The organism is Micromonospora sp. CPCC 206060 (assembly GCF_036906895.1).
GTDB lineage: Bacteria > Actinomycetota > Actinomycetes > Mycobacteriales > Micromonosporaceae > Micromonospora.
Genome location: NZ_JBAKHU010000080.1, coordinates 1 through 23,655, shown reverse-complemented (window position 1 = coordinate 23,655; position 23,655 = coordinate 1). Strand labels below are relative to the sequence as shown.

Below are 23,655 nucleotides of genomic sequence, written 5' to 3'. Positions count from 1 at the left end.
GGACGTGTTGCGGTAGCCTTCACCCAGCAAGTGCCTTCCGTGACAGGAACATCGGACCCTCAGCAAGTCCTATTTTCCCTGATCAGAAGGCACTTCTTCGTTTTCGGTCCACTCCTTGGACAGCCCTTAACGAAGGGCTGAGGCTAATGGGCCGACGGGCAGACCGACGGCCACTCGCAGGCCCGCAACGCGTGGGCGTCGTCCCTGCGCCAGCGGCGTCGTTCGAGGATCGCGGCGGAATCCTCGACGATTTCCAGCTCGGGGAGACGTTTGTTTTGACTGGTCTCGGCGGTGTCGGCAAGACACAACTCGCAGCCGACTTCATCCGCAACCAAGGAACGGCCGCCGCAGCGGTCATCTGGGTTACGGCATCATCGCGGGACTTGGTCCTAGCGACCTACGCTGAAGCCGCTCGGGCAGTACTCGGTCCACAGGACAGCGTCGAGCAGGCGGCCGACCGGTTGCTCACCTGGCTAGCGAACACCGAGGACCTCTGGCTGATCGTCCTCGACGATGTACGAACGCCGGCCGACCTGCGTGGGCTCTGGCCACAAGGGCCTGCCGGAAGGACCATCGTCACGACGAGACGCCGCGACGCGGCCCTCGCCGGGCACCGTCGCCGTATCGTCGACATCGATGTCTTCAGCGCCGAACAGTCCGCCCGCTACTTGCGGTCGGCACTTCGGGAACAGCACCCACTCGGTGACGACATCGACGGCGTCGCGACCGACCTACAGGGGCTGCCGCTCGCACTTGCCCAAGCGGCGGCGTTCATGCTCGACCGGCAACTGCGGTGCAGCGAGTACCGGCACCGGTTCGCGGACCGACGCAGGCGCCTGAGCGATCTGCTGCCCGAACCAGAAGCACTGCCCGACCAGCACCACGACACGGTTGCAACGACATGGTCGCTTTCGATGGACGCCGCGAATCAGCTCACGCCGGTCGGTGTGGCCCGGCCGCTCATGGAGTTGCTCAGCGTACTGGAACCTGACGGCATCTCGGCCGGTCTCATGACAGGCGACGCCGCCCGGAATTGGCTCTCGTGCGCGATCTGGTCGGCCACCGGCTCGGCCAGCGACATCGACGCCGTCGGCATCGACACGATCCGTGACGGCCTGCGAACGCTACACAGACTCAGCTTGCTGCGTCACGAGGCCGATGTCGTTCGGGTTCACGCGCTTGTCCAGCGAGTCACGCGTGAGGGACTCGACGCCGCACGCCGCTCATCGGTCGTTTCGAAGGCCGCCGACGCGCTGCTCGAGTACTGGCTCCTAGGAGGTCATGCGGGAGAGCCTGCCCTGACGATGCGGGCGAACGTCGATGCCCTGCGCCGTCATGACCGCGGCGAACTCACGGCATCAGGCGTGCACAAGGTATTGATCCTCGCCGGCATCCGTCAGGGCGAGGCTGGTGATCCACTGGGTGCGGCCGAGTACTTCGACGATCTACTCGCCACATCGATGCAGCACCCGGGACCCGACTATCCGGATGTACTGGAGCTTCGGGGCCACGGCGCTCGGTGGCGAGCAAACGCTGGCGATCTCGCCAGAGCAATCTCCATCCATGAAGACCTGGTCAATGACTTCGAACGCAGCAAAGGACCCGATAACGCCGGTACCATCGTGGCCCGCGCCAATCTCGCAGCCTGCCGCGCCCGGGCAGGTGCGTTGACCGACGGCATCCGCGAGATGGAGCGGGTACTGGCAGACTGCGAACAGCTGTTCGGACCGCGCAATATACACGCCTTCGACGCGCGTTCGCTGCTTGCTGGAATGTACGGGGAGGCAGGGGCAGGCGAAGCTGCCCTCACCATGTTCGCCCAGTTGGCGGCCGACCGGCTCGATGCCCTTGGCCCTGATCACCCAGACACCCTTGCCGCGCAAGGATCGCACGCTTGCTGGCTCGCCGAGTACGGTGCCCCAGGGGAAGCCATCCCGATCTTGCAGTGTCTTCTCGATGCCCGCACGCGGCTGCTTGGCCCCGACCATCCAGACACACTCGCGACCCGCGCGAACCTCGCAAACACACTGGCAAAGTCTGAGAGGGCGTTCGAATAGGGTTTGCAGCTATAAGAGTTCTTTGCGTCGTGCGGCTTATGCGGCCTTCGTGGGTACATCAGTTGCTTCCGCCTCGCGCAACGCGGTCGCGCACCGCACTTTTGGAGTAGAAATAGTCCCGTGATTCCGTCTGGCTTATAAAGGTCCGTCTTGCTCTCGACGCGCATGACGAGGCTGGGCGAGTGCGTCTGAAATCGGGGCATTCCGGCCCACGTGGGCGCGGATCCAGCGAGGGTACGCCGATGATCGAGCGGCAAAACACATCAAACCGGAAACATGAATGCCTATCAAACGCCCTCTGACAACGCTCAGGACGCGGCCGACGACTTCGACACCCTGCTTGCCGACTGCGTGCGAGCCATGGGCCCCGACCACCCAGAGACTTTGAACGTCCGAAACAACTACCTGCTCTACAACTCCGCTGGCATGGACCCAGAAGAGGCGGCGAACGCCTGGATGGACCTCATCGACGACAGCGCGCGGATCCTCGGCCAGCGGGCCCCAGCAACCCTGACCAGTATGCACAACTTCGGCGAGTGGCTTGCCCTCGCTGGCCACCTTGACGAAGCCGCCGGATGGCTGCAGGTCACGCTCGCCGGACGGACCGAGGTCCTCGGCGCGAAACATCCGCACACGTCGGCGACCGGCGCGTTCCTGGCCCGAACGCAAGACGCGATGACCCACCGGACAATCGACGTCAGGGACGAGTAAGCCGTGGGAGACCAGCGCGACGGCCTCGGCCAGGGGCTTGCCGGGTCGGCTGGTCACGACCGGGCACCGTCGGCTTCGACCGTCCACATCTTCGCGCGGCTTGGATCGGCCCTGCCATCGACTTTCGGTCGCTCAGGTCGCGAGACAGCCGACGAACCTGCCGTCGGCGTGGATGGTTAGTCTCGGAGGCGCTCGCCACGACTAGGAACGGCGGAAAACGGCGTGACGGACCGATTGCAGGTGCCGGTGTGGACCCTGGCGACGGAACCCGAGAGGATTTCGCTGGCAGCTCAGCTTCCCGTGGATCTCGAGGGGATGACCCCGGAGCGGCTTGCCGGGCTGCGGCAGGCGCTCGCCGCGTTTCTCGACACGCCGCTCGTCACGGTGGAGGCATATCCGCTTCCTGCAAAGGCGCACCTTTGGGGCGGACGGCTCCTCGACGCCGCGTCGCCTCTCGCCATGCAACTTCGGAGCCTGTTGAAGGTGCAGGCGAACGCCTCCGCGAGCGTGGCCGGCGCGGTGAAGTCGACGGAGACGCTGTACCGCATGGTGGTGCCGAGGACGTTGGCAGCGCAGCTCGGTGAAGGCTTGGTCCGGTCCATGCAGTCCAAGAGAGCCGTCGGCGGGATCTACGGCGGGATCCTCGGTAAGACGGGGATCGTGGGGCAGGCGACCTTCGTGCCGGTGGTGGCCGAGGCGTCACGTCCAGGGGCTACCGCGGCGGTGAGTGGCACCGCAAGGGCCGCGACTGGCGCCGGCATGGTCACCGTTGCAGCATCCTTCGTTCTCCTCGCCGTCGCCACCGCCGCGAGCGTGTACGCCGAAGAGCAGCGCCGCAAGGCGATGGAGAGAGTCACCGAGCTTCTCGAGGAGCTGACCGCCGACAATCTCGACGCGGAGCGCGATCGCCTCAACGGCGCGACGACAGCCGTCGAGAGAGCGACCGCGCTCCTGCTCGACAAGGGTGAGGTTGGACATTCCCTGGGCCTGGACGCCGCAGTGCACACCGTCGACACCGCCCTCGCCGCGGCCACTCGCCGGGCCGGCGCATGGCGGGCGAAACTCGCAGCGTTCCCTTCCGAAGGTGTGGAGATCGCCGACCTCGTCAAGGCATTCCCCGGGATCGACCAGCCCAACGGCGCCTTCCGCGTCGAGCTCCGGCTCGCCTCGCTGGCGATCGCCACGAAGCGACGTGTCGCGGTTCTCCAAGCCGTGGAGCACGCCCAGAAGTCTCCGGAGCTCGACTTCCATCGCTTCACGGCGATGCTGCAGGATGAGCAGCGAAGCGTGGACGAACTCCAGAGCGAGCTGCGCGCGCTCCTAGTGGACCTGGCGGAACTCCGGCTCCGGGCTCCCACCAAGAGCTTCACGGACCGCCTGCTGACGCAAGGCGAAGTGAACAACCTGCTCGCCTGGCCGGGACGCCTGCGGCAACTGGCGGCCGAGGAGTCGGTGGCCGCATCGGAGCTTCCCGATGTCGAGATCGGCCTCGTTCAGCGGGCGGACGGGAAGGTACTGGTTCTGCCCGCGGAGGCGTTGCCACGCGATCACGCCGCCTGAGCCGACTGCCGACACTTCGGGTTCAGCGGCTCCTGTGCGGGGCCGCTGATCTACCGAGGCCAGTCTTTGCGGTTGGTGTAGCGCAGCGACGCTCGGACCAGGTGCACGACGCACTGCTGATGCACCGCCAGCGGCCAGACCTGTTCGATCGCGTCGGTCATGCCTTTGAGGCCGTCGGAGCAGACCATGAACACGTCCTCGACGCCGCAGTTGCGCAGTTCGGTGAGGTATCCGGCCCACTGCTTGGCGCCTTCGCCGCCGGTGCCGGCCCACATACCGAGGACGTCGCGTTCTCCGTCGAGGCTGATGCCGACCACGACGTAGACGGGCCGGTTCGCGACCTGCCCCTGCCGGATCTTCATCACCAGGGCGTCGATGAACACCACCGGATAGACCCGGTCGAGGGGCCGTTGTCGCCAGGCATCCATCTCGTCCAAGACGCTGTCGGTGACCCGGCTGATCAACTCCCGGGACACCTCGGCGTCATACACGTCCGCCAGATGGGCGGAGATCTCCCCGGTCGTCAGCCCCTTGGCATACAGCGACAGGATTGCCTCGTTGAACCCGTCCAACCTGCGGGCATGCTTTGGCACGATCTGCGGCGTAAACGATCCGGCCCGGTCCCGCGGAACCTGGATGCGCACCGGACCGACCTCGGTCTGCACCGTCTTCGCCCCGTGCCCGTTACGGATGTTGACCCGCCGGCCGGTCGTCTCGTCGACACCAGCCTCACCGAGGTGAACGTCGAGCTCGGCGTCCAGCGCCGACTCGAGCACCGTGCGGGTGATCCCGGCCAGGAGCCCACCCGGCCCGACCAGGGACACCCCATCGGCCTTGGCCCGCTCCACCAACTGCTGAGCGAACTCCACCTCCGCCGCCGTCGGTTGCCGAAGCTGAACACCGTTCTTCTTGTCTGCCATGACGTGGTCCTTCCCGGACAGGATCAACGTCCTGTCCAACGGACCACACCCAGGTCAAACACGGAAATCTACGCAGTCCCCTGAGACGAGAAGGCAGTTCGACCCGGTGTTTCGGGCGGGCACGGTGCGTATCGTGCGGTAGACGGGTAAGTCGATCGCTCAGGTTGCCTGTGACCTGGGGATCAACAGCGGGGCCCTGGCCAACTGTGTGAAGAAGGACCGCTCGGCCGCCGAACTCTTGCGCATTGGGTCAGATGAGGCCGTTGCGGAGTGCGTAGGCGACGGCGTGGCAGCGGTTGCGGAGGTTCAGTCGGTTGGTCACGTCGTGCAGGATGTTCTTGATCGTCCGCTGGGAGTAGGAGAGCTTCGCGGCGATCTCGGTGGTGTCGTAGCCGTCGGCTACCAGGCGTAGGACCTCGATCTCGCGGTCGCGGAGTCCGGTGAACGTCAGGCCGCGTGGCCGGAGCATGTCTCGTTGCACGGTGGCGACCTGGTGGAGCAGCCGGCCGAGTAGGTCCGGGGGGAGGTTGCCGTCGCCGGTGGCGGCGGCGCGGATCACCGCGACGAGTCGTTCCGGGCTGGCCTCGTTCCGGCGGACGATTCCGGTGATGCCGTGTTCCACGGCGGCGACAAGGCCGGCGTCGTCGGTGTGGGTCACCACCAGTACCTGCGCGGGGGTGCCCTGGCTGCGGAGCGCGCGTAGGGTCCGCAGGGCCGTTTCGTCGACGCTGTCGACGATGATGACTCTGACTCGGGCCTGGTGGGTTTCGGTGTCGTCGAGCAGCAGCACCTCGGGGCGGGGCCGTAGCTGGCCGGTCACGCCGGCTCGGGAGATGACGTCGGTGGAGATCAGCGCAACGGGTATGCGGGGCGTGGGTGTCCGTGACCGAGGTGGTATGAGCTGCTGATCGAGGACGACGCTGTCGTTCATCCTCTGGGCGTGCTCGTTGTCTCCGGTAGCGCGTGGGAGCGGGTCGGCGGCGTGGTGGCGGGTCCTTTCCACAGCTTGACCTTCCTCCGGCTGCGCGACATGAGGGAACGGGCGGTCGACGTCCGACACGGCGGCGGGAAGTGTGACCTGCGGGGGCGCGTTGCTGTGGGCTTTGACGTCCTGGCCATCGATCGACGGAGGTACGCCACCAGCCTCCCCAGCCTGTGTACCGGCGAGTTGTTGTAACGCGACGCGTAGTTCCGGGGAGAGGAGATCCTGCAGAGCGGTCATCTCGATTCAGTTCCGCGAAGCTGCGTGACTATTCGGGAACTGGCATCGGATGCCAGTGCCGTGAAGGAGGCTGCTGTGTTGCCGCCGGTTTCGGGTCCGATGCGCAACGCGGTCGGCAGGATCGGTGTGTGCTCGGTGGTTGTGGTCATGGCGTCACTGTGACCGGGGCTGTGGCTGGGTGCAGACGGCGAGGTGGTCGAGGCTGGCGGGAGCGGCGATCACGGCGGTGATGACCTCGCGGAGCGGATCGTCGGGTGGTAGGTAGCGGTCGATGCCGGTGCTGGCGGTGGTCGGGCAGCGAGCGGCGAGGTCGTGGTGTCCGCAGTCGCGGTAGAGGCTGCCGAGGTCGATGAGGGTGCGCAGACTCAGTCGGCTGTGGTGGCCATGGCGGTGCGCCGCGGTGGCCTGGACAGCGGCGAGGTTGCGTAGTGCGGTGTCGCAGTCGCCGAGACGGTGGCGGAGTACGGCGTGGGCCGCGCGGGCGCGGAGCATCTGCGCGTGTTCCTCGCCGAAGGCCCGGGTGGCGGCGGTGATGGCCTCCTCGTAGGTGGCGATGGCGAGGTGGGTTTGTCCGGTCTGGGCGGCGAGCGGGGCGAGAAGCTTGGTGGCTGTCATTCTGGGCGGCTCATCGGCGGGTAGGTGTCGGCAAAGGTGGTGGGCGTAGTGCGCGCCCGGGCGTAGGCAGCGGTCAGAACGCCGCCGGCGCGCAGGGCGGCGCAGCGGTTCACCGCGTTGGTGACTGCGTGCCGACGGGCCGTGGGGACGCCGGTTCGCGGTGGATCGGGTGGTGGTGCTGCCGACGGTGACGGCGCTGTCCGGGCTCGCGGGGTGGGCATGGGCTATCTCTCCGGGTTGGCCGGTGGGGCGGCTGGCAGCGGGTAGAGGGGATGCCCGCTGGCTGTTGGCTATGGTGCGTCGGGGCGCGATGTCGCGCCGGCAGCTGTTCTATGCCTGGTCGCCTGGCGGGCGGGTGCGGGTCAGGGCGCCGAGCGTGCGTTCGGGGGCGGCGGCCATATGTGCGGCTTGGTGTAGGTGCTGTTCCAGGTCGTGGAGTTCGTTCGCGGCGAGTCGCAGTTCGGTGGTCGGGTCGGCGAACGGGGCCGTCGTGTATTCGCCGCGCGCGGCGGCCGGGTACGACTGCATCACCCGGCGGCGTAGCTGCCCCACCGTCTCCGTGACGGCGGTGGTCAGTGCGGAGACAGCGGTCAGGGTGGCGGCGGCGATGTCCGGGGCGACGCCGTCGAGCGGGTCGTGCAGCATCCGGGTGGCACGGTGGGTGTGGTCGATGGCGACGCGTAGGTACACCGGGGCGGCCTGGTCATTGTCGGTGCTGTCGTTGGGGTCGTGGGGGCAGGTCAGTTCGTGGTCCAGGTTGAGCAGGCACATGGCGGTGTCGACGAGCTGCTGTCGGGTGTGTGGGTCCGCGGCGCGTAGCGCGTCAAGCGCGGCAGTGTCGGCGCCGGTGAGGGTCAGGTCGATGATCTGCCGGACCAGGGACATCTCGGTCGTGTCCGGCGTCCCGACGGACCGTTCAGGGTCGCCGGAGACCGCATCCGCAGGGGCCTTGGCTCGGTCGAGGATGAGTATGTGGGAGAACAGGCCCGGACGGGGCCCCGTCGCTACGTGTTCCTGGGCGGCGAGAACTTCGCCGGTGCGCGGGTCGATGATGATCTGCGAGGTTGCGCCGTTGACGGTAGCCGCGAAGGCCAGGCCGTCACGGTCGGCGAGGTCGGTGGTCTGCCCGAGGTAGGCGAGGCCGGGCACCTTCGCGAGGACGCCCAGGGTGGCGGCGCGCTGTTCTCGGTTGAGGTATTGGCTGGTGGCCAGGCCGACCACTGCGTCGATGAGCAGTCGGGCGTACTCGGGTTCCCCGCTCAGTTGGCGGGGTGCCAGCGTGTCCGCGAGCAAAGTGGGATCGGTGGGCATCTGCGCGAGGTACGGAGGGAGCCCGCCCACCTGGTAGCGGCTGGTCTTCTCTCGGGCGTGGGTGAACAGGTCGCGTTCGTCGGGGGTGGGGTTGTGAGTGGTGCCGGGCAGGTCGGGTAGCCGACGGCTGATCTCGTAGCCGGAGTCGTTCGCTTCGTGACGCCACCGTCGTACATCGGTGCGGGTGATCGTGTCCGTGGCCCGGGTCCACGCCTGAGTGTGCAGGTAGGCGTAGGGCAGGTCAGTGTTGGCGTCGCCTGGGGTGGCGGTGATGGTCGCGGCGAGGGCCGCCAGGCGCTGCTGTGGGGCGAGGCCCGTCCCGGTCACGGCGGACGACGTCGAGGACGGCTGGTGGGGTGACGGAGAGACGTGAGGCATGGGCATCCGGTCGGTTGGTGGGTTGGACTGACAGGCGGTGATCAGGACGACGCCTGCGAAGGCGGTCGCGGCAGCGCGGCAGGCGAATGCAGGGCGGCGGGACGTGGCCATGGGGGGCGGGGTTCCTTGCTCGGGGAGAGTCGGCGGCGGACCGGTCCCGGAGACGTCCTGGTCAGGACGCGTGCTGTAGGGCACCTGGTGAGGTGCTGCGACACGGCGGTGCTGTTCGCGCCGGGCGGGAGCGCGCCGGAACGGATGGTGACCAGGGCCAACGGTCAGCGCCGAGCGCCCCTGGTGGATGTCGTGCTGGTCAGCGGGTTTTCGCGGTCGGTGGGTTGGTGGGTTGCCGGGGCTCGGGTTTCTGGGCGTGGGTGGCGGTGAACTGGTAGCTGGAGACGACGACGTAGGGGTCGGCCATGAGTTCGGTGAAGCGGTGCAGGTCGGTGATGGTGAGGCCGGTGTCGGTGAGGGCGTCGCCTAGGTGGTGGGCGTCCTGGGCGTAGAGGTGGCAGCCGGGCCCGCCGCCGGTCCAGGTTTCGGTGTGGGAGTGGCTGCGGACGTGGTTCATGCCGGCGTCCAGGAGCAGGCCGGGGGCTTTGTCGCCCCAGTGCAGGTCGACGCCGCGCGCGGCGAGGGTGTCGAGGATGCCGTGCACGACGCGGGTGATGAGGGTGGCGTCGGTTTCGGTGGGGGCGCGGTAGACGACGGTGCGGGAGTAGACGATGTCGCCGAGGACGAGCCATCCGCCCGGTTGGAGCAGGGTGGTCATCTGCCGCAGCAGGTTGACGCGGTTGGGGAGGTGTTCGAGCAGGCAGCGGGCGGTGATGATGTCGTAGCCGCCGGGCTGCCCGGGTGCCGGGGTGGTGCGCAGGTCGCCCTGGTAGACGTCGATGACGGCGGTGGGGTCCAGCAGCCGGGTGTCGATGTCGACGGCGGTTACCTTGCCGGTCGGTCCGACGAGCCCGGCGAGGTGACGGGTGATGGACCCGGCACCGGCGCCGAGGTCGAGGGCGTGTTGGCCGGGCTTCACCCCGATCCGGGCCAGTTGCCGGTGGGTGTGCGGGTCGAGGACGTCCTGCATCAGGTGCAGCTGGCTCGTGCTGTTACCGAGCTGGTACCGCTGGCCGGCGGTTGTGGTCATCACAGCTTTCCTCTCTGGCGTCGCCGGTGGCTTTCCGGCAGGGACGCCGCTGTTCGTCGCAGGTGATCCACTGGTGTCGGATGGGCAGGTCCACCCCGTGGACTCGCGCCGGCATCGCAGAACACGTGGAATCTCACCGGAGAACCGGATCGGGATACCCGCCACAACCCAGCCACGCTCGCTGCGGGCACCATCCACCCAACGCCAACCACGGGAATGTCGAACACCCTCGACACCGGATTTCGACACAGGCGCCCTCTCCGCCAGGCCGGCACGCCATTCGCACCAGCTCCACGCCCGAATCGCGTGCGATCCGCTAACGTCGAATCGCCGTGCGTCGGGCACCGCAACCGCCGGCTCGACGCAGGTCGATGCGAGCGGAAAGGCGAGCCCATGATTGATCGCCAGGATCTTCAACAGGCCAGGGACGATCTCGGCCGTAAGCTCGCCGCTCTGCGTAGGTCGAGGGGACTCATTCAGGAAGCCCTCGCACGCCAGGTGCACACGACGCGCAGCACCCTGGGGATGGTCGAGCGGGGCCGGCAGGTCGTGGACCGGATCTTCTGGCTGCAGTGCGACACCCTGCTGGACGCCCAGGGCGAGCTACTCGCCGCCTACGACGCCTACCGACACCTCCAGTCCCGGTTTCAGGCACAGCAGGCCGAGGCGGCACAGCGGGCGCGGTGGGGAGCGGTACCCGAGGTGGTGATGGCAGCCGGCGAGGCCACAGGCGGAAGGTACGGCGAAGCCGGCGACAATCGACGCCCGCCGGACCGGTTCCACGGCGAGCGCCCGGAGGCGGGCCGCACCACACGAACCGGGCAGGTCTCCGTCGTCAACGCGGTAGCAGGCCGTGGCGAGGAAGCCGACCACGATGCCAGGTCGCGGCTGCTGGTCGAGCTGTGCCGGCACCTGCTCGCACCTGCCCCACCGAAACAGCCGGTCGAGCCCCTCACGCTTTCGGAAGTCCGTCAGCGGGTCGCCTATCTCCACAGCCTCTACCAGCGTGGCAACTATGCCGAGGCGGTCCGGGCGTTGCCCGACACGCTCGAGCAGGCGAACTTGTTGACCCGAACCTGTACCGGCACGCAGCGCGCCCTGGCCGCCGGGTCGCTGGCGGCGGCGAATCTCGCCGCCGCCAAACTCACCGTGAAACTCGGCGATCCCAGCCTTGCCTGGGTGGCGGCGGACCGTGCCGCTCGTGTCGCCGCCGACCAGGCCGAGGATGTTGCCCTCGTCGCTGCGGCGGCGTTCTCGGTGGGCACTGCGCTGCTGGCGATGCCGGACCGCGTCAGCGATGCCGAGGAGGTGGTGCTGGCTGCCCTCGATGGTGTGACGGACACGAGGGGCTCCGCGTCGACGGGTCCGCGTGTCCTGTCGGCCCACGGGGCGTTGGCTCTGCTCGCGGCGCTGATCGCCGCCCGGCAGGCCCAGCCCGCCGCTGTCGAGCGGCACCTCGACGACGCGAACGCCCTGGCCCGGCGACTCGGCGCCGATCGTAACGACCTCTGGACCGGGTTCGGTCCGACGAACGTGATGATCCACCGCATCAGCATCGCCGCCCGAACGGACCAGCCCCAGCTGGCGATCCACCTTGGAGAACAACTCGACACCTCGTGGCTGCCGGCGGCCCTGGTAAGCCGCCGCGCTCAGGTCCACCTCGACCTCGCCGCCGCCTACGCCTGCTCGCCCGGCAACGATCCCGCAGCCGTGCTGCACCTGCTCGAAGCCGAACGCATCGCGCCGCAGACGGTGCACGTGCATGGCCGGACGCGCCATCTGATCGGCGACCTGCTCACCCGCGAGCGGCGCTCCGTCACCCCCGGCCTGCGGGCACTCGCTGAACGCGCCGGAATCGCCGCGTGATGTCCGGATCCGCGAACACCCGTCTGCTCTACCTGGTGGTCTGTGCCGCGCCACCGGCCCGCCGTATCGTCGAACTGGTCGAGGCGGTGCGGCGCGACGGCTGGGATGTGCACGTCATCGCGACCGAAACCGCGCACACCTGGCTTCCCACCGAAGAGCTGGCCGCCGTCACGGGCCGGCCCGTCAGCTACCGGCAACGGCATCCTGACGAACCGAGCGTCCTGCCACGCGCCGATGCCGTCGCGGTCGTTCCGGCAACGTTCAACACCATCAACAAATGGGCCACCGGCATCAACGACAGTCTGGCCCTCGGCATCCTCAACGAAGCTCTCGGCGCAGGCATGCCGATCATCGTCTCCCCGTACGTCAAACCGACCCTGGCCCGCCACCCTGCGTTCGACGCCCATCTGCGGCTCCTCGCCGACCACGGCGTACGCCTCACCGCCACCGAGGCGCTGCGACCGGCTCACTACGATCAGCCCTTCCGCTGGAACGTGATCCTCGACGAACTCCACAGGCTGTCCGCCCGCCTGTCGTAGTCGGCCCCCGAGAGGCGCTGGGGCCGGTCTGCCCGTGTCGAAATCCCGTGTCGAGGGTGTTCGACACGATTCGGCAGGCGTTGAGTGGTGGACATGACCGCTCGGCGCCCGCCGCTCAGGGGTCTCCGGCACCGCCCAGACCGAGGGGAGTTGATCCGCGTGACCCTGTACCGCAGGTGCGCGCCGCTGTCGAGGACACCGGGACCGCTGGTGGCCCGGACGCCTCAAACCTCCCGTTGACTTCGGCTTGATCGAGCACGGCCGCCTTGCGTCGCCTCGCCGGTGGGACACCCGGTGTGTTCGGCCTGTGCCCAGCAGGGGGAACAGCCCCCGGGCGCCTGAGGCCGTGTTCGTCCTGCGGCGATAACGAAAAATGCGGGCCGTCCGCAACGGCGGCGGTCCTGACGAACAGGAGAGTGACGCGCACATGAGCGTCGACACGATGAGCAGCGACGGCCTCCGTGATGCGATGGTTGACCAGCTGGTCGCTGACCATGCGGCCAAGGGGCTGACGATGCGGCCCGAGGTCGAGGCGGCACTGCGGGCGGTTCCCCGCGAGCTGTACACGCCGGGTGTCCAGATGGAGGAGGCGTACCGCAGTGACACCGCGGTCGTCACCAAGCGGCTCGGTGATGAGACCGTCAGTTCGGTGTCCGCGCCGTGGCTGATCGCGGAGATGCTCGGGCAGGCGGCTGACGCCCTCACCGGTGGCCTGCACGGCCGGCATGTGCTGGAGATCGGATCGGGCGGCTACAACGCGTCGCTGCTGCGCGAGCTGGTCGGGCCGTCGGGTTCGGTCACGACCGTGGACATCGACCCGGAGGTGACCGAGCGGGCGGTGGCGTGCCTGGCGGTGGCAGGTTACGGCGATGTCACCGTGGTGTGCGCGGACGCCGAGCAGCCGATCGACCTGGGCCGCCGCTACGACCTGATCATCGTGACGGCCGGGGCGTGGGACATCCCCGCGGCGTGGATCGCGCAGCTCGCCGAGGACGGCGTGCTGGTCGTGCCGCTACGGACGTTCGGGATGACCCGGTCGTGGGCGCTGCGCCGGGTCGGCGACCGGCTGGTCAGCCACAGCCAGCGCCTCTGCGGGTTCGTGGCGATGCGGGGCACCGGAGCTTACGAGATGCGGTATGTCGACATCGCCGTCGGTGTCCACCTGCGGCTGGATGAGGGCCAGCAGGTCGACGCGGAATCGGTCGGTGGGCTGCTGTCGCAGCCGCAGGAGCAGGCATGGGCAGGGGTGAGGCTGCCGCCTCGTAGCGTCCTGGCCGACCTGGACCTGTGGCTGGCGGCCCGCCTCGCCGATGAGGTCGACCAGTTCGTGGTGCTCTCGGCGCAGCAGGAGGCCGTCGACGCCGGCATCGTCGCCCCTTCCTGGCGGTTCGGTACGCCCGCCGCCCTGCACGAGGGCACGTTCTCCTACCGGTCGACGCTGCGCTGGACCGACGACACGTTCGACCTCGGCGCCCGCGCTCACGGGCCCGACGCCGCCGCGGCGGCGGGACGGATGGCCGGGCACATGCGCGCGTGGGTGGACGCTGGCGAGCCCTCTCCGGTGCTGCACGTCCTACCCGCAGGTACTCCCGACGGCGACCTGCCGGCCGGGACGGTGCTGGACAAGCGACACAGTCGCCTCGTCCTCACCTTCACCTCCGCATAGGAAGGAACACGCGAGTGGAGACCATGGAACTCGAGGAGTTCGACCTGGACATCACCCTGGTGGACGCCGGCCCCGCTGCCAGCGGGTACGCCACCAGCACCGACGACGGCTGCGGCTCGGGCAACACGGGCTCGAACGCCTGTTCCGGCGGCAGCAAGTAACCGTCCCTGACGCTCCACCCCGGGCCCGGCGTCGCCAGCGCCGGGCCCCCGTCTTCGAGGGTGCGTTCATGTTCCCCACGGCCGGTGCGGCGCTGATCAGAGTTGCCGCCTACCCCAGCGGTCTGACCCTGCCCGCGTGGCCCGACCTGACGACGGATCAGCCCGAGCAGTGGCGGCAGTGGCTGGCAGCAGCGTGGGCGCTGCCGGGATTCGCCACCGCCGTCGCCGCTGCCACACCCCAGTTGGCCGAACAGATCACCCGGACCGTGGCCGGCGCGCCGACCACCCACCGCCGGCTCGGGCGCATGGTCGACTCGGCGGTCCGGTACCTGCTGAGGTGGACCACCCGGGCGACACCGTTCGGCACCTTCGCCGGGGTGGCTCCGGTCGAGTTCGGTGCCCACGCATCGGTCCGGTGGGGCGAGGCGCATCAGGTGGTGACCCGCCCTGACGGGACGTTCGTCGCCGAGCACACCGGACGCGCCGAGCAGGACCTGGCGGCGTTGCGCACCGTCGCGGTGGTGACGAACTCGTTGGGGTACCGGCGCGGCGGGGTGTGGGTGCTGCCCTGCCTGCGCGGCGACGGCGACCGCAGGTGGGACCTCGAGATCCGTCTGACCAGGCCGGTGCGGGCGGCGATCCGCGCGGCGCGTTCCCCGGTCATGTTCGGTGACCTCGCCGCCCGGGTCGCCGGGCCGCTGCCCGCCGCTACCGGCGCGGCCGAACGGATGCTGGCGTCGCTCGTCCAGGCGGGTGTCCTGCTGTCGGCGCTGCGGCCGGCGACGACCGTCACCGACCCGGCCTCCCACCTGGCCCGCCACGTCCCGATGCCCGATCCCGGCGACCAGGTCGCGGTCGACCTGCGTGTCGACGCCTCGGTGACGCTGCCACCGGCGGTGCTCCACGAAGCGGCCCGTGCCGCGTCGACGCTGGTGGCGGTGGCAGCGCACCTGCCGGGATGGGCGGAATACCACGGCGCGTTCATTCAGCGGTGGGGTCCGGGCGCGGCCGTGCCGTTACGCGACGTCCTGAACGTTCTGGGCTTTCCCGCCGGATACCGGGGTTCCACCCGGCGCGTGCCCGCGGTGTTCACCGCCCGCGACCGGCTCCTCGCGCAGCTCGCCCAGCAGTCGGCGCTGAACGGCTGCGCGGAGGTGATCCTCGACGACGAGCTGACAGGCCGCCTACGAGGAGATGACGACCGGCCGCCGATCCCACACACCGAACTACGGTTCACCCTCGCCGCCGCGACCCCACAGGACCTGGACCGGGGCGCGTTCACGTTGACGGTGGTCAGCGGAGCCCGCCACGCCGGGGTCGCCGCCGGCCGGTTCCTGCACCTGCTTTCTCCCGCCGAGCTGGCGTCGTTCCAGCACGTCTACCGGAACCTGCCGACCGCCCTGCCCGCAGCGGACACGGTGCAACTGTCCGGCCCGCCGCTGGATGCCCGCCTGGCTGCGGTCGCCCGGACACCTGCGGTGCTGCCCGTCCTGCCCGTCGGTGACTTCCACCCGGACCCGCCGTGGACGCTCGCGGACCTCGCGGTGACCGGCGACGGCCAGCGGCTGTGGCTGGTGTCGCGGACCACCGGGCGACCGGTCGAGCCGCTGCTGCTCAACAGCGTGCTGCTACCCGACCTCCAGCAGCCCCTGATGCGGTTCCTGACCGAGATCTGGACGGCGTGGACGGCTCCGTGCAGCCGATTCGACTGGGGGCACGCGGGTAGCCTGCCGTTCCTGCCACGCCTGCGACGCGGACGCAGCATCGTGCACCCCGCCCGCTGGACCATCGACCGGACGGCACTTCCCGCCCGCGCCCTGGCATGGCCACACTGGCGCGACACTTGGCAGCGACACCGTGAACAGCACCGACTCCCGGACGAGGTCCTGGTCGGAGCCGATGACGTGCAGGTACGTCTGGACCTGAACGACAACACCCACCTGGCAGTGCTGCGCCGGCACCTCGACCGGCACGCCCGCACCACCCTCACCGAGGCTCCCGGCCCGGCCGGCTGGATCGGCGGCCGACCCGCCGAACTCCTCCTCACCCTCGCGCACACCTGTCCGGCCACCCACCCGAGCCGACCAGCGCGGGCCGCGACCGCACAACAGCATCGACCCGGCCAGTCACCGTGGCTGGAGGCCCGCCTGTACGGCCGGCTCGACGACATCCTCACCGACCTCGCCCACCGGACCGGCAACCTCCCGGCTGCGGGCTGGTGGTTCCTCCGGTACCCGGACCCCGAGCCCCACCTGCGGCTACGTATCCCACTCCAGGACACCACCTTCGCGGCAACTGCCGCAGGCCTCGCCGATTGGGCGCAACAACTGGAACACAAGCGCGTCCTGCACGACTACAGCCTGCACACCTACCGGCCCGAGACCCGCCATGGCACCGGCCCCACCCTCACCGCCGCCGAAGCGGTCTTCGCCGCTGACTCCCGCGCCTCCCTGCGGCGGCTGACCGGCGACCGCCAGGCCAGCACCGCCGCCACGATGATCGCCATCGCGGACGCCTTCACCGGCGACGGGCCCCGTTGGCTTGCCGAACACGTCCCCCACCACAGCGGCCCCCGACTCGAACCCGTCCAGCTCGACCTCGCCCGCACCCCCTACCGCGACGACGACCTGGACAAGGCACTGGCCACCTACCGGACACTGGCCCACGCCGACAACTTCGACCTCGACCAGGTACTGGCCGACCTTCTGCACCTGCACCACGCCCGCATGATCGGCGTCGACACCGTCTCCGAACGGCACTGCCTCCGCCTGGCCCGCGCCGTCGCCCGCACCTGCCAGGCGACGCCGTGACCGCAGGACAGTCCCTCGCCGAAGGGGCGGTAGGCGTCGCTCTTCTGTACCTGGAAACCGGCAACCGGCCCGCCGCCCACGCGGCACTGCGGGCCGCTACCGCCAACGGCGTCAGCATCGCCGCAGGCGCCAGCCTTTTCTACGGCGCACCCGCACTCGCCTTCGTCCTCGCCACCCCCAACCAACCCGGCCTCACCCGAGCACGATCGATCGCCGCCACCGGGACCGCCACGGTCACACGCCGACGGCTGCACGTCGCCCACCGCCGCATCGACTCCCACCAGCGACCCCACTACGCCGAGTACGACCTCATCCGAGGCCTGACCGGCCTCGGCGTCGCCCTGCACCGCCTCGGCGACCACGACCTGCTCCGCCAGGTACTCACCTACCTGGTCCGGCTCACCGAACCGGTCAACGATCTCCCCGGCTGGTGGTGCGCGAACGGACCCGACCGGAACCAGCCGCCGCCACCAGGAGGCCACGCCAACCACGGGATCGCCCACGGCATCACCGGCCCACTCGCGCTACTCGCCCTCACCCACCGCGCCGGCATCACCGTCAACGGACACACCGAGGCGATCCTGCGGATATGCCGATGGCTGGACACCTGGCAGCAGCACACCGGAGGCACCATCTGGTGGCCGCAGACCCTCACCCTCGACGACCTGCACCACGGCGCACCCGCACAACAACACCCTCTACGCCCCTCCTGGTGCTACGGCACCCCCGGCATCGCCCGCGCCCAACAACTGGCCGCCCTCGCCCTGCACGACACCGCCCGGCAGCTCCTCGCCGAGACGGCGTTCACCACCTGCGTGAACGACCCCGCACAGATCCGCCGTCTCACCGACCGCAGCCTCTGCCACGGCACCGCCGGCCTCCTCGCCGCTGGCCGGCGCATCGCCGCCGACGCACTCACCCCGACACCCCTCGCCCCACTGACCCGCCTCCACCGGCACGCCACCCCCGCCGCAGACGAACCCACCGGACTACTCGACGGCACAGCCGGTCACGCCCTCGCCGCGACCCCCACCACCTCAACCTCGTGGGACGCCTGCCTCCTACTCAGCTGACGAAAGGCCCACCATGAAGGAGACCCCCTGGCAACAGGTGAACATCACCTACCCCGGCCAGAGCCGCCACGAACGCGAACAACACGCGATACCCCACCTCCACCGCGTCCTACCCGCCGCCGAGACCGCCGGCCTCATCACCTCCTGGTGGTTCATCCGCAAAGGCCCATGGCGCATCCGCTACCTGCCCACCACGCCCGACACCGACCCCGGCCCGATACACGACCTCCTCACCGGAAAGCGCGCCTGGACCAGCGACATCTACGAACCCGAGACCCACGCCTTCGGCGGCCCCGACGCGATGGACACCGCACACACCCTGTTCCACCACGACAGCCGCCACCTCCTCACCTACCTCCACCACCAACCGAAAGACCGACGGGAACGCTCCCTCATCCTGTGCACCGCATTCATGCGCGCCACCGGACTCGACCTCAACGAACAGGGCGATGTGTGGGCACGAGTTGCCCAACACCGCCTCGAACACCTCACCTGGCCCCCGCCCCCGACCCCGCCACCTGGGAAGCCTTCACCAGCAAGGTCCGCCACCTGCAACTCGGCACCACCCGCACCACCAGCGACTGGCAGACCGCCTTCGAGAACGCCGGCACAGCCCTCCGCCACCTACGCGACACAGGAAAACTCACCCGTGGGCTACGTGCCGTGATCGCAGAGCACGTGATCTTCCACTGGAACCGGATCGGGATACCCGCCACAACCCAGGCCACCCTCGCTCAAGCAGCCGCAGAAGCCATCTTCGGCCGTGCCCCCCTGCCGCCAGGCGAGCAGTGGCCGCGCATGGTCGAAGAACCCGTACCACCATGTGCGGTACCGCCAACAGAGTTCGATGCGTCCCGTCGCGCGGCGCCTGCCCTGATCAATCCGCAACGCCGTTAGACAAGCAGGCCCATGGCCACTGCGAGTGGCTAGTGTCGGCTTGCCGTATGTCGACCCCCGCCACCAGATCGGGTCGACAGTCTTCAGACGGGTGGGCCAGCTCATGCGTGCCCTTCCGTCCGCCGCCGGCTCCACGCGCGGGCCCGACTCGCGCCTTGATCTGTACCGGAAGGCGGGCCGGGTACGGCTCTGGCTGTCCGAATGCACCAACGCCTGCGTTCGCGCCTTCGCGCACTACCAACTAAGTGGACCATACGTGACAGAACAAGAACCGCGTATTCCCTGTTCAGAGGCCATCCGTGACCATCGCTGCGGCTCGTCAGCGCGTCGCACCGGCAAGATCCTAAACGCATTCTGCGGCCTTGTAACACACAGTGACTCCGCCGCGAACCAGTTCGAAGCAACGTCATGCGGAAGTTCAGCTGCTCGGCCCACCGTCCTGAGCGGTCGACGGGCGGCGCGTCTCCTGAAATGCTTGGCAGCAGGCGCATGAAAGCGGACGCCCCTGCGCCGGATAGAGTCGTCGTCGGATTCGAGGAGGCGCGGTTGCGTGGGTGGCGCAGGAATCGATGTGTCAACGGCCGCGCTCAGGGCGCCGGGATTTGCCAGGGTCGGCCAGCTCGTGCCCGACGACCAGGATCTCCTGACCGTCCCCGTGGGAACGAAGGTCGGGAGCGCGCTCGATGTGATGCGTACGCACGACTACGACCAGCTTCCGGTCGTCACTGTCGCGCAACGCGTGATCGGCGTCTTCACCTATAGGTCGATGGCCGCAGGGCTGCCGCTCCTGCGCAACAACGCCCTTAACGCGACGGTAGAGGACCACCTGGAGGAACTTCGGTTCGTCCGCTCGTCGCAGGAACTCGGTGAGGTGCTCGCCTTCGTTGAGCAGGGCAATGCCCTCCTAGTCGGCGACGAGGACCGCCTACTCGCGATCGTGACACCTGCGGACGTGAGCCGCTTTCTGTGGCACCGGACGCGCCCCTTCGTACTGCTGCAGGACATAGAGCTCGGCATACGCGACCTCATGCGTTCGGCCTGCGACGCCAGCTCCCTGCCCGGTCTGATCGCGGCCTCGGTCCCGGCGGATCCCGGCCGCGCACGCAGCCGACTGGAGGACCTGACGATGGCCGAGCTGTTATCAGTGCTACTGAATGGCGAGAACTTCGGCCGCTTCTTCCGTCTGCGCTTCGGCAACAATCGCGATTTGGTTCGGAGCACCCTCGACCCCGTACGCGAGATCAGGAACAAAGTCTTCCACTTCCGAGCCGAGCCATCGCCCGAAGAGCTGGAAACCTTAGCTGCGGCGCTGACCTGGGTCCGCCGCCGCGTGATGATCAGAGGGGGGAGAAGTGACCGCTCTGCGCCTTGACCACCGGCAGCTGCTTGATAGGCTTCGCGACTCGGCGTGCCCCACACGGGGTGTCGTGGTGGCTCCGCCCGGCACCGGTGCTCGCCTACCGCTCCAGATTCACCTGGCGGAGGTCGCTCCAGAGTCGCTCTGCCTTGTCGTGGCCGCGAACCAGACGCTCGCCGCACAGTGGGTCACACGCCTGGAAGCAGCCGGCGTCGAGCCCGTCGTCTTGCTAACCGACGCCAATGCGGCACTGGCGATTCTCGAGGAACTCCATGTGCCAAGGAACGGCGTCATCGTCACCACGCACGCGTCGGTTCAGCGCAAGCTCAGCGGCGAAGCGCTCTCGTCAATGGAATTCGAGCTCGCGATCTATGACTACCCTCTCAGGCCACCTTTCGCCGAGGCAGCCGAGCCGCGCCTAAGTACTCGCCGGACCGTCATGCTTGTCGATCGGCAAGGGGAGGCGTGGACCGCCCTGCCGGTGATCTGGCGCATGACCCTGCAGGACATGGTCAACAAGGGGTTGGTCAACGTAACTCGCTTCTTCTACGACGAAGAGCCGGACGAGCGCGAACTCCGGGGCGCCGCAGTGACCGCCCTGACGGAATACGCCCGTAGTAACGGCACACCCCTGGTCCTGCCGAGCGATAGCTTGCCCACGCTGCACTCGCGGCTCCTGACAGCTGCCACCAGCACTTCCCCGCGAGATGATTTAACAGACCGAATGTGGAGCGTTCTCGACCGAATGGACGCCTTCCCCGGCCCCGACTCGCGACTGCAGGCCCTCGATCGAGTTTTGGATGGAGTTCTTGCCACGAACACGCGATGCGTCGTCATAGCGCCGACGACGACAGATGCGAGTTATATCGCCGAGCACCTAAACGGTACGATTGGACCCCCGCGCGCGGTCATCAGCAGCAGAATGCGCGCCGACGACCGTCGATCAGCAATGGCCTCTGTCGGCCCGGGGGAATGCGTAGTCGCCACGCCTGTAGTGACGCCATCCGAACGCTGGCCCGATAATACAACTCTGATACTGTGGCCAGCGCCATTCAATGACCAACTGCTGCCGAGCCTCGCCCTGCCCGGTCCCGGTGTCAGGGTCGTCGTGATGACCGACACTGTCGGCGTCGAGTCAGCGGCGACCTCCGTGTCATCGCAAGGGTCCATGCCGGAGGTTAGCGCCCGAGGGTTCTCGTCCAACACAAACGCGCAGGCTATTGCCGTCTTAGCGCCGACGGCGAAGGGGCGACGCCTGGTCGGAAGTGAACGGCAGGCTGTCGCTCGAGAGGTCGTAAGGCGCTACACCGCAGGCGAGTCGATCCGAGCGCTCGCTGAGGCGACCGGCCGTAGCTACGGCTATATCCACCGGATCCTCACAGAATCAGGCGTGCAACTGCGGCAAAAGGGGGGCGTTACAAGGCGGAAGAAGGCCTGAGCCGATCCACCTGGGCATCGGACGGACTCCGACGTCCTTGCATCGGTCGCCGAGCGCGAAGGGCTCTCTGCAGGCCGGCGCGCACGGACGGCGTCAGGTTCGTGCAGCTTTAGGCGGAAGCGTGGGGTTAGATCACTCGGTGATTGATTGGCGCTCGGTGCGGGACCTGCAGGGCGACAGTGGCGTCATCATCGAGATGCTGCTTGGCCAGCTTGCACGCCAACCCGATGACGCCGTATGGAGCGAGGTCGAAGGCCGGCTCGTTGCCGAGGCCGAGTGTTTCTGCTCGGCTGGGTTCGCCGCGCTCCCTGAACTCAGCCGACTGGCCCGCTCGGGCAGCGACAAGGATAGGGACCGAGCGCTGAAGCTGGCCGCAGTGATCGTCCGAACCTTGCATCGGCACCATCAGCACGACGACCTGGTACGGGTCGGTCCGGAGGCTATCGCGGCGCTACACCGTATCGCCCGAGCACGGCTGGCTGCCTGCATCGGTCCTGCGTTGGTCCAGCGGATGCAGGACACTCTCGCGTTTGCCGGCTACACCTTCTGGGCCTCGATCAGCCTGGACTTCACCGATGAGCATTACCAGCTCGGCTGCCCGCATTGCACGACCCGCCTGGCGATCGTCATCGGCGACTACGGTCACTACGCTGCAGTCCGCGACTATAACGACGGCGACATCAGTCGAATTCCGCTCCATCCCACCTCGCCCTAGGAGCTGACCGAACCCGGTCGATGGATGTATGACATAGCCATCGCAGGCGGCGACATGACCCTCGCTGGCGGCCTCACATACCTGTTCGGCCGGGCCACCTGCAGCACCTGCGGCAGTACGTTCAGCCTCGCCGACTGGTTCGAGGCCGAGAACAGCCCCAGTCAGCCCATCGACCCGATCGTGCCCCGGACCGATCGTTCGACCTGACACACAGACATCCCATCCAAGACACGAAGCTGCCTCTCGATAGCGTGCGCGCGTTCCGATGCCACTCGCTCATCGGCAGATCCAAACACCACGGTCTTGGCGAACGCCACTGTGTGTAGTTGATGATCTCTGTGTGCGGGCGGCGGCTCGATCATCAGCTCGCCGCTGAGTTTGCGGATGTCGACTGCCACTGTGTACTCGGTGGGGGATACGGCCCTGTACTGCACTCGTACGCCGACAACCCGATCGGAGGAAGAACACGTGGGCGAGAACGGCTAGGATCAACAACCCGTGAGCAGGAGGCAAGCGGCAAGAGAGATGCAAGAGGCAGTCGAGCGCGAAATCCTCGAACTACTCGCCGAGCACGGTGAGATGACGACCTTGCAAGTGACCGCGAAAGTCAGGACCGGGCGCACGCGAACCTACGTTAATGACCCCGAGTACGGCGAGCTCGAATTCTACGACTCGTGGAGTATGTCGTATATTCGCGACCGACTGAATGAGCTCTGGCCGCGCGTGACATACGGCGTTGCGCGGTGGGACGGCGCCCGACTACCGCAGTACATCTGGGAACTGGCAGATCCGCCTGAGAGTAAAGACGACGAGTAGCTTGGCACGCCCCGTCGTTCGAAGGGGCACACGGCGTTGACGTAGATCGGTACGGTGTCCGGAACCACGTGCGGCCTTCCTGCCCAGCTGACACGCGTCGACCAGCAGATCCCGATGCGCCGGTAGGTCACAGGTCCGTGTAGTTGCCGGGCCATGGCAATATCGGGGTGATGACGCAAACATCGAGCCGGTGGCGTTGGCCATGGGTGGCCGGTCTTGGAGTGGCTGCCGGGGTCGCGACGGCGGTGTTCCTCCGGCATCGCTTTCCGAAGCTCATTACCACAGAAGACATCGCCATCACCGCAGCCGGCATCACGCTCATGACCGCGCTGCTGGCGTGTGACTGGTCAGGTGGTCGCTGCGCCGGTGGGTAGCCAGGGACAGCCGGCGACGAGTTCGGTG

20 protein-coding genes and 1 pseudogene are annotated in these 23,655 nt (G+C 68.2%); 15 read left to right on the top strand and 6 right to left on the bottom strand.

Going from position 1 to position 23,655, the window contains the following annotated elements; genetic code table 11:
• The first annotated feature begins 191 nt into the window (after positions 1-191).
• From V6U90_RS28785 to V6U90_RS28775, 3 genes are all read left to right on the top strand, one after another.
• The gene (locus V6U90_RS28785; protein WP_334443267.1) at positions 192-2,057 is read left to right on the top strand and encodes a tetratricopeptide repeat protein; all 1,866 of its coding nucleotides are present in this window, start codon (positions 192-194) and stop codon (positions 2,055-2,057) included.
• A gap of 276 nt (positions 2,058-2,333) precedes the next feature.
• The gene (locus V6U90_RS28780; protein ID WP_334443265.1) at positions 2,334-2,768 is read left to right on the top strand and encodes a tetratricopeptide repeat protein; all 435 of its coding nucleotides are present in this window, start codon (positions 2,334-2,336) and stop codon (positions 2,766-2,768) included.
• Between the two features lie 222 nt (positions 2,769-2,990).
• Positions 2,991-4,328 (top strand): hypothetical protein, encoded by a 1,338-nt coding sequence (locus V6U90_RS28775; RefSeq protein ID WP_334443262.1) that lies wholly within the window; start codon positions 2,991-2,993, stop codon positions 4,326-4,328.
• 50 nt (positions 4,329-4,378) lie between these two features.
• Here the strand turns inward: V6U90_RS28775 and V6U90_RS28770 are convergent, their stop codons facing one another.
• The 6 genes from V6U90_RS28770 to V6U90_RS28745 all read right to left on the bottom strand — a co-directional run bounded on the left by V6U90_RS28770 (position 4,379) and on the right by V6U90_RS28745 (position 9,915).
• Positions 4,379-5,248 carry an IS256 family transposase gene (locus V6U90_RS28770; RefSeq protein ID WP_334443260.1) on the bottom strand — a complete coding sequence of 290 codons (870 nt, stop codon included), beginning with the start codon at positions 5,246-5,248 and terminating at the stop codon, positions 4,379-4,381.
• Positions 5,249-5,498: 250 nt separating this feature from the next.
• On the bottom strand, positions 5,499-6,179 hold the full coding sequence (locus V6U90_RS28765; protein ID WP_334443258.1) for a response regulator transcription factor: 681 nt from the start codon (positions 6,177-6,179) through the stop codon (positions 5,499-5,501).
• A 287-nt stretch (positions 6,180-6,466) separates the two neighbouring features.
• Positions 6,467-6,619 carry a hypothetical protein gene (locus tag V6U90_RS28760; RefSeq protein ID WP_334443256.1) on the bottom strand — a complete coding sequence of 51 codons (153 nt, stop codon included), beginning with the start codon at positions 6,617-6,619 and terminating at the stop codon, positions 6,467-6,469.
• 4 nt (positions 6,620-6,623) lie between these two features.
• Positions 6,624-7,085 carry a tetratricopeptide repeat protein gene (locus V6U90_RS28755; protein ID WP_334443254.1) on the bottom strand — a complete coding sequence of 154 codons (462 nt, stop codon included), beginning with the start codon at positions 7,083-7,085 and terminating at the stop codon, positions 6,624-6,626.
• Positions 7,086-7,415: 330 nt separating this feature from the next.
• Positions 7,416-8,723, bottom strand: a complete 1,308-nt coding sequence (locus tag V6U90_RS28750; protein WP_334443251.1) for a hypothetical protein — start codon at positions 8,721-8,723, stop codon at positions 7,416-7,418.
• A 361-nt stretch (positions 8,724-9,084) separates the two neighbouring features.
• Positions 9,085-9,915, bottom strand: a complete 831-nt coding sequence (locus V6U90_RS28745; RefSeq protein WP_334443249.1) for a class I SAM-dependent methyltransferase — start codon at positions 9,913-9,915, stop codon at positions 9,085-9,087.
• Positions 9,916-10,308: 393 nt separating this feature from the next.
• Here V6U90_RS28745 and V6U90_RS28740 point away from each other — a divergent pair, with 393 nt between their 5' ends.
• From V6U90_RS28740 to V6U90_RS28685, 12 genes and pseudogenes are all read left to right on the top strand, one after another.
• Complete coding sequence (locus V6U90_RS28740; protein ID WP_334443246.1) at positions 10,309-11,781, top strand: helix-turn-helix transcriptional regulator; 1,473 nt, start codon at positions 10,309-10,311, stop codon at positions 11,779-11,781.
• The gene (locus V6U90_RS28735; RefSeq protein ID WP_334443244.1) at positions 11,781-12,320 is read left to right on the top strand and encodes a flavoprotein; all 540 of its coding nucleotides are present in this window, start codon (positions 11,781-11,783) and stop codon (positions 12,318-12,320) included. Before V6U90_RS28740 ends, V6U90_RS28735 begins: the two co-directional genes overlap by 1 nt.
• Positions 12,321-12,747: 427 nt before the next feature.
• Positions 12,748-13,986, top strand: a complete 1,239-nt coding sequence (gene fxlM, locus V6U90_RS28730) for a methyltransferase, FxLD system (RefSeq protein WP_334443241.1) — start codon at positions 12,748-12,750, stop codon at positions 13,984-13,986.
• Between the two features lie 23 nt (positions 13,987-14,009).
• Positions 14,010-14,147 (top strand): FxLD family lanthipeptide, encoded by a 138-nt coding sequence (locus tag V6U90_RS28725; RefSeq protein WP_082159628.1) that lies wholly within the window; start codon positions 14,010-14,012, stop codon positions 14,145-14,147.
• A gap of 68 nt (positions 14,148-14,215) precedes the next feature.
• The gene (locus tag V6U90_RS28720) at positions 14,216-16,957 is read left to right on the top strand and encodes a lantibiotic dehydratase (protein WP_334443239.1); all 2,742 of its coding nucleotides are present in this window, start codon (positions 14,216-14,218) and stop codon (positions 16,955-16,957) included.
• The gene (locus V6U90_RS28715) at positions 16,954-18,030 is read left to right on the top strand and encodes a lanthionine synthetase C family protein (RefSeq protein ID WP_334443237.1); all 1,077 of its coding nucleotides are present in this window, start codon (positions 16,954-16,956) and stop codon (positions 18,028-18,030) included. The genes V6U90_RS28720 and V6U90_RS28715 overlap by 4 nt, the downstream gene beginning before the upstream one ends.
• 13 nt (positions 18,031-18,043) lie before the next feature.
• Positions 18,044-18,927: pseudogene (locus tag V6U90_RS28710) on the top strand (thiopeptide-type bacteriocin biosynthesis protein).
• A 550-nt stretch (positions 18,928-19,477) separates the two neighbouring features.
• Positions 19,478-20,299 (top strand): CBS domain-containing protein, encoded by an 822-nt coding sequence (locus tag V6U90_RS28705; protein WP_334443232.1) that lies wholly within the window; start codon positions 19,478-19,480, stop codon positions 20,297-20,299.
• A 1,204-nt stretch (positions 20,300-21,503) separates the two neighbouring features.
• Complete coding sequence (locus V6U90_RS28700) at positions 21,504-21,722, top strand: helix-turn-helix domain-containing protein (protein WP_334443269.1); 219 nt, start codon at positions 21,504-21,506, stop codon at positions 21,720-21,722.
• A 139-nt stretch (positions 21,723-21,861) separates the two neighbouring features.
• Positions 21,862-22,437: a hypothetical protein gene (locus tag V6U90_RS28695; protein WP_334443230.1), complete on the top strand. Its 576-nt coding sequence runs from the start codon at positions 21,862-21,864 to the stop codon at positions 22,435-22,437.
• Positions 22,438-22,491: 54 nt separating this feature from the next.
• Positions 22,492-22,644, top strand: a complete 153-nt coding sequence (locus V6U90_RS28690) for a hypothetical protein (protein WP_334443228.1) — start codon at positions 22,492-22,494, stop codon at positions 22,642-22,644.
• Positions 22,645-22,935: 291 nt separating this feature from the next.
• On the top strand, positions 22,936-23,253 hold the full coding sequence (locus V6U90_RS28685) for a hypothetical protein (RefSeq protein WP_334443226.1): 318 nt from the start codon (positions 22,936-22,938) through the stop codon (positions 23,251-23,253).
• Positions 23,254-23,655 lie beyond the last annotated feature (402 nt).

Excerpts from the sequence above, each read along its gene's own strand:
- V6U90_RS28735 (WP_334443244.1), top strand. The coding sequence starts at position 11,781 with ATGTCCGGATCCGCGAACACCCGTCTGCTCTACCTGGTGGTCTGTGCC.
- V6U90_RS28755 (WP_334443254.1), bottom strand. The coding sequence starts at position 7,085 with ATGACAGCCACCAAGCTTCTCGCCCCGCTCGCCGCCCAGACCGGACAA.
- V6U90_RS28725 (WP_082159628.1), top strand. The coding sequence starts at position 14,010 with ATGGAACTCGAGGAGTTCGACCTGGACATCACCCTGGTGGACGCCGGC.
- V6U90_RS28770 (WP_334443260.1), bottom strand. The coding sequence starts at position 5,248 with ATGGCAGACAAGAAGAACGGTGTTCAGCTTCGGCAACCGACGGCGGCG.
- V6U90_RS28780 (WP_334443265.1), top strand. The coding sequence starts at position 2,334 with ATGAATGCCTATCAAACGCCCTCTGACAACGCTCAGGACGCGGCCGAC.
- V6U90_RS28720 (WP_334443239.1), top strand. The coding sequence starts at position 14,216 with ATGTTCCCCACGGCCGGTGCGGCGCTGATCAGAGTTGCCGCCTACCCC.
- V6U90_RS28760 (WP_334443256.1), bottom strand. The coding sequence starts at position 6,619 with ATGACCACAACCACCGAGCACACACCGATCCTGCCGACCGCGTTGCGC.
- V6U90_RS28740 (WP_334443246.1), top strand. The coding sequence starts at position 10,309 with ATGATTGATCGCCAGGATCTTCAACAGGCCAGGGACGATCTCGGCCGT.
- V6U90_RS28745 (WP_334443249.1), bottom strand. The coding sequence starts at position 9,915 with ATGACCACAACCGCCGGCCAGCGGTACCAGCTCGGTAACAGCACGAGC.
- V6U90_RS28765 (WP_334443258.1), bottom strand. The coding sequence starts at position 6,179 with ATGAACGACAGCGTCGTCCTCGATCAGCAGCTCATACCACCTCGGTCA.
- V6U90_RS28690 (WP_334443228.1), top strand. The coding sequence starts at position 22,492 with ATGACCCTCGCTGGCGGCCTCACATACCTGTTCGGCCGGGCCACCTGC.
- fxlM (WP_334443241.1), top strand. The coding sequence starts at position 12,748 with ATGAGCGTCGACACGATGAGCAGCGACGGCCTCCGTGATGCGATGGTT.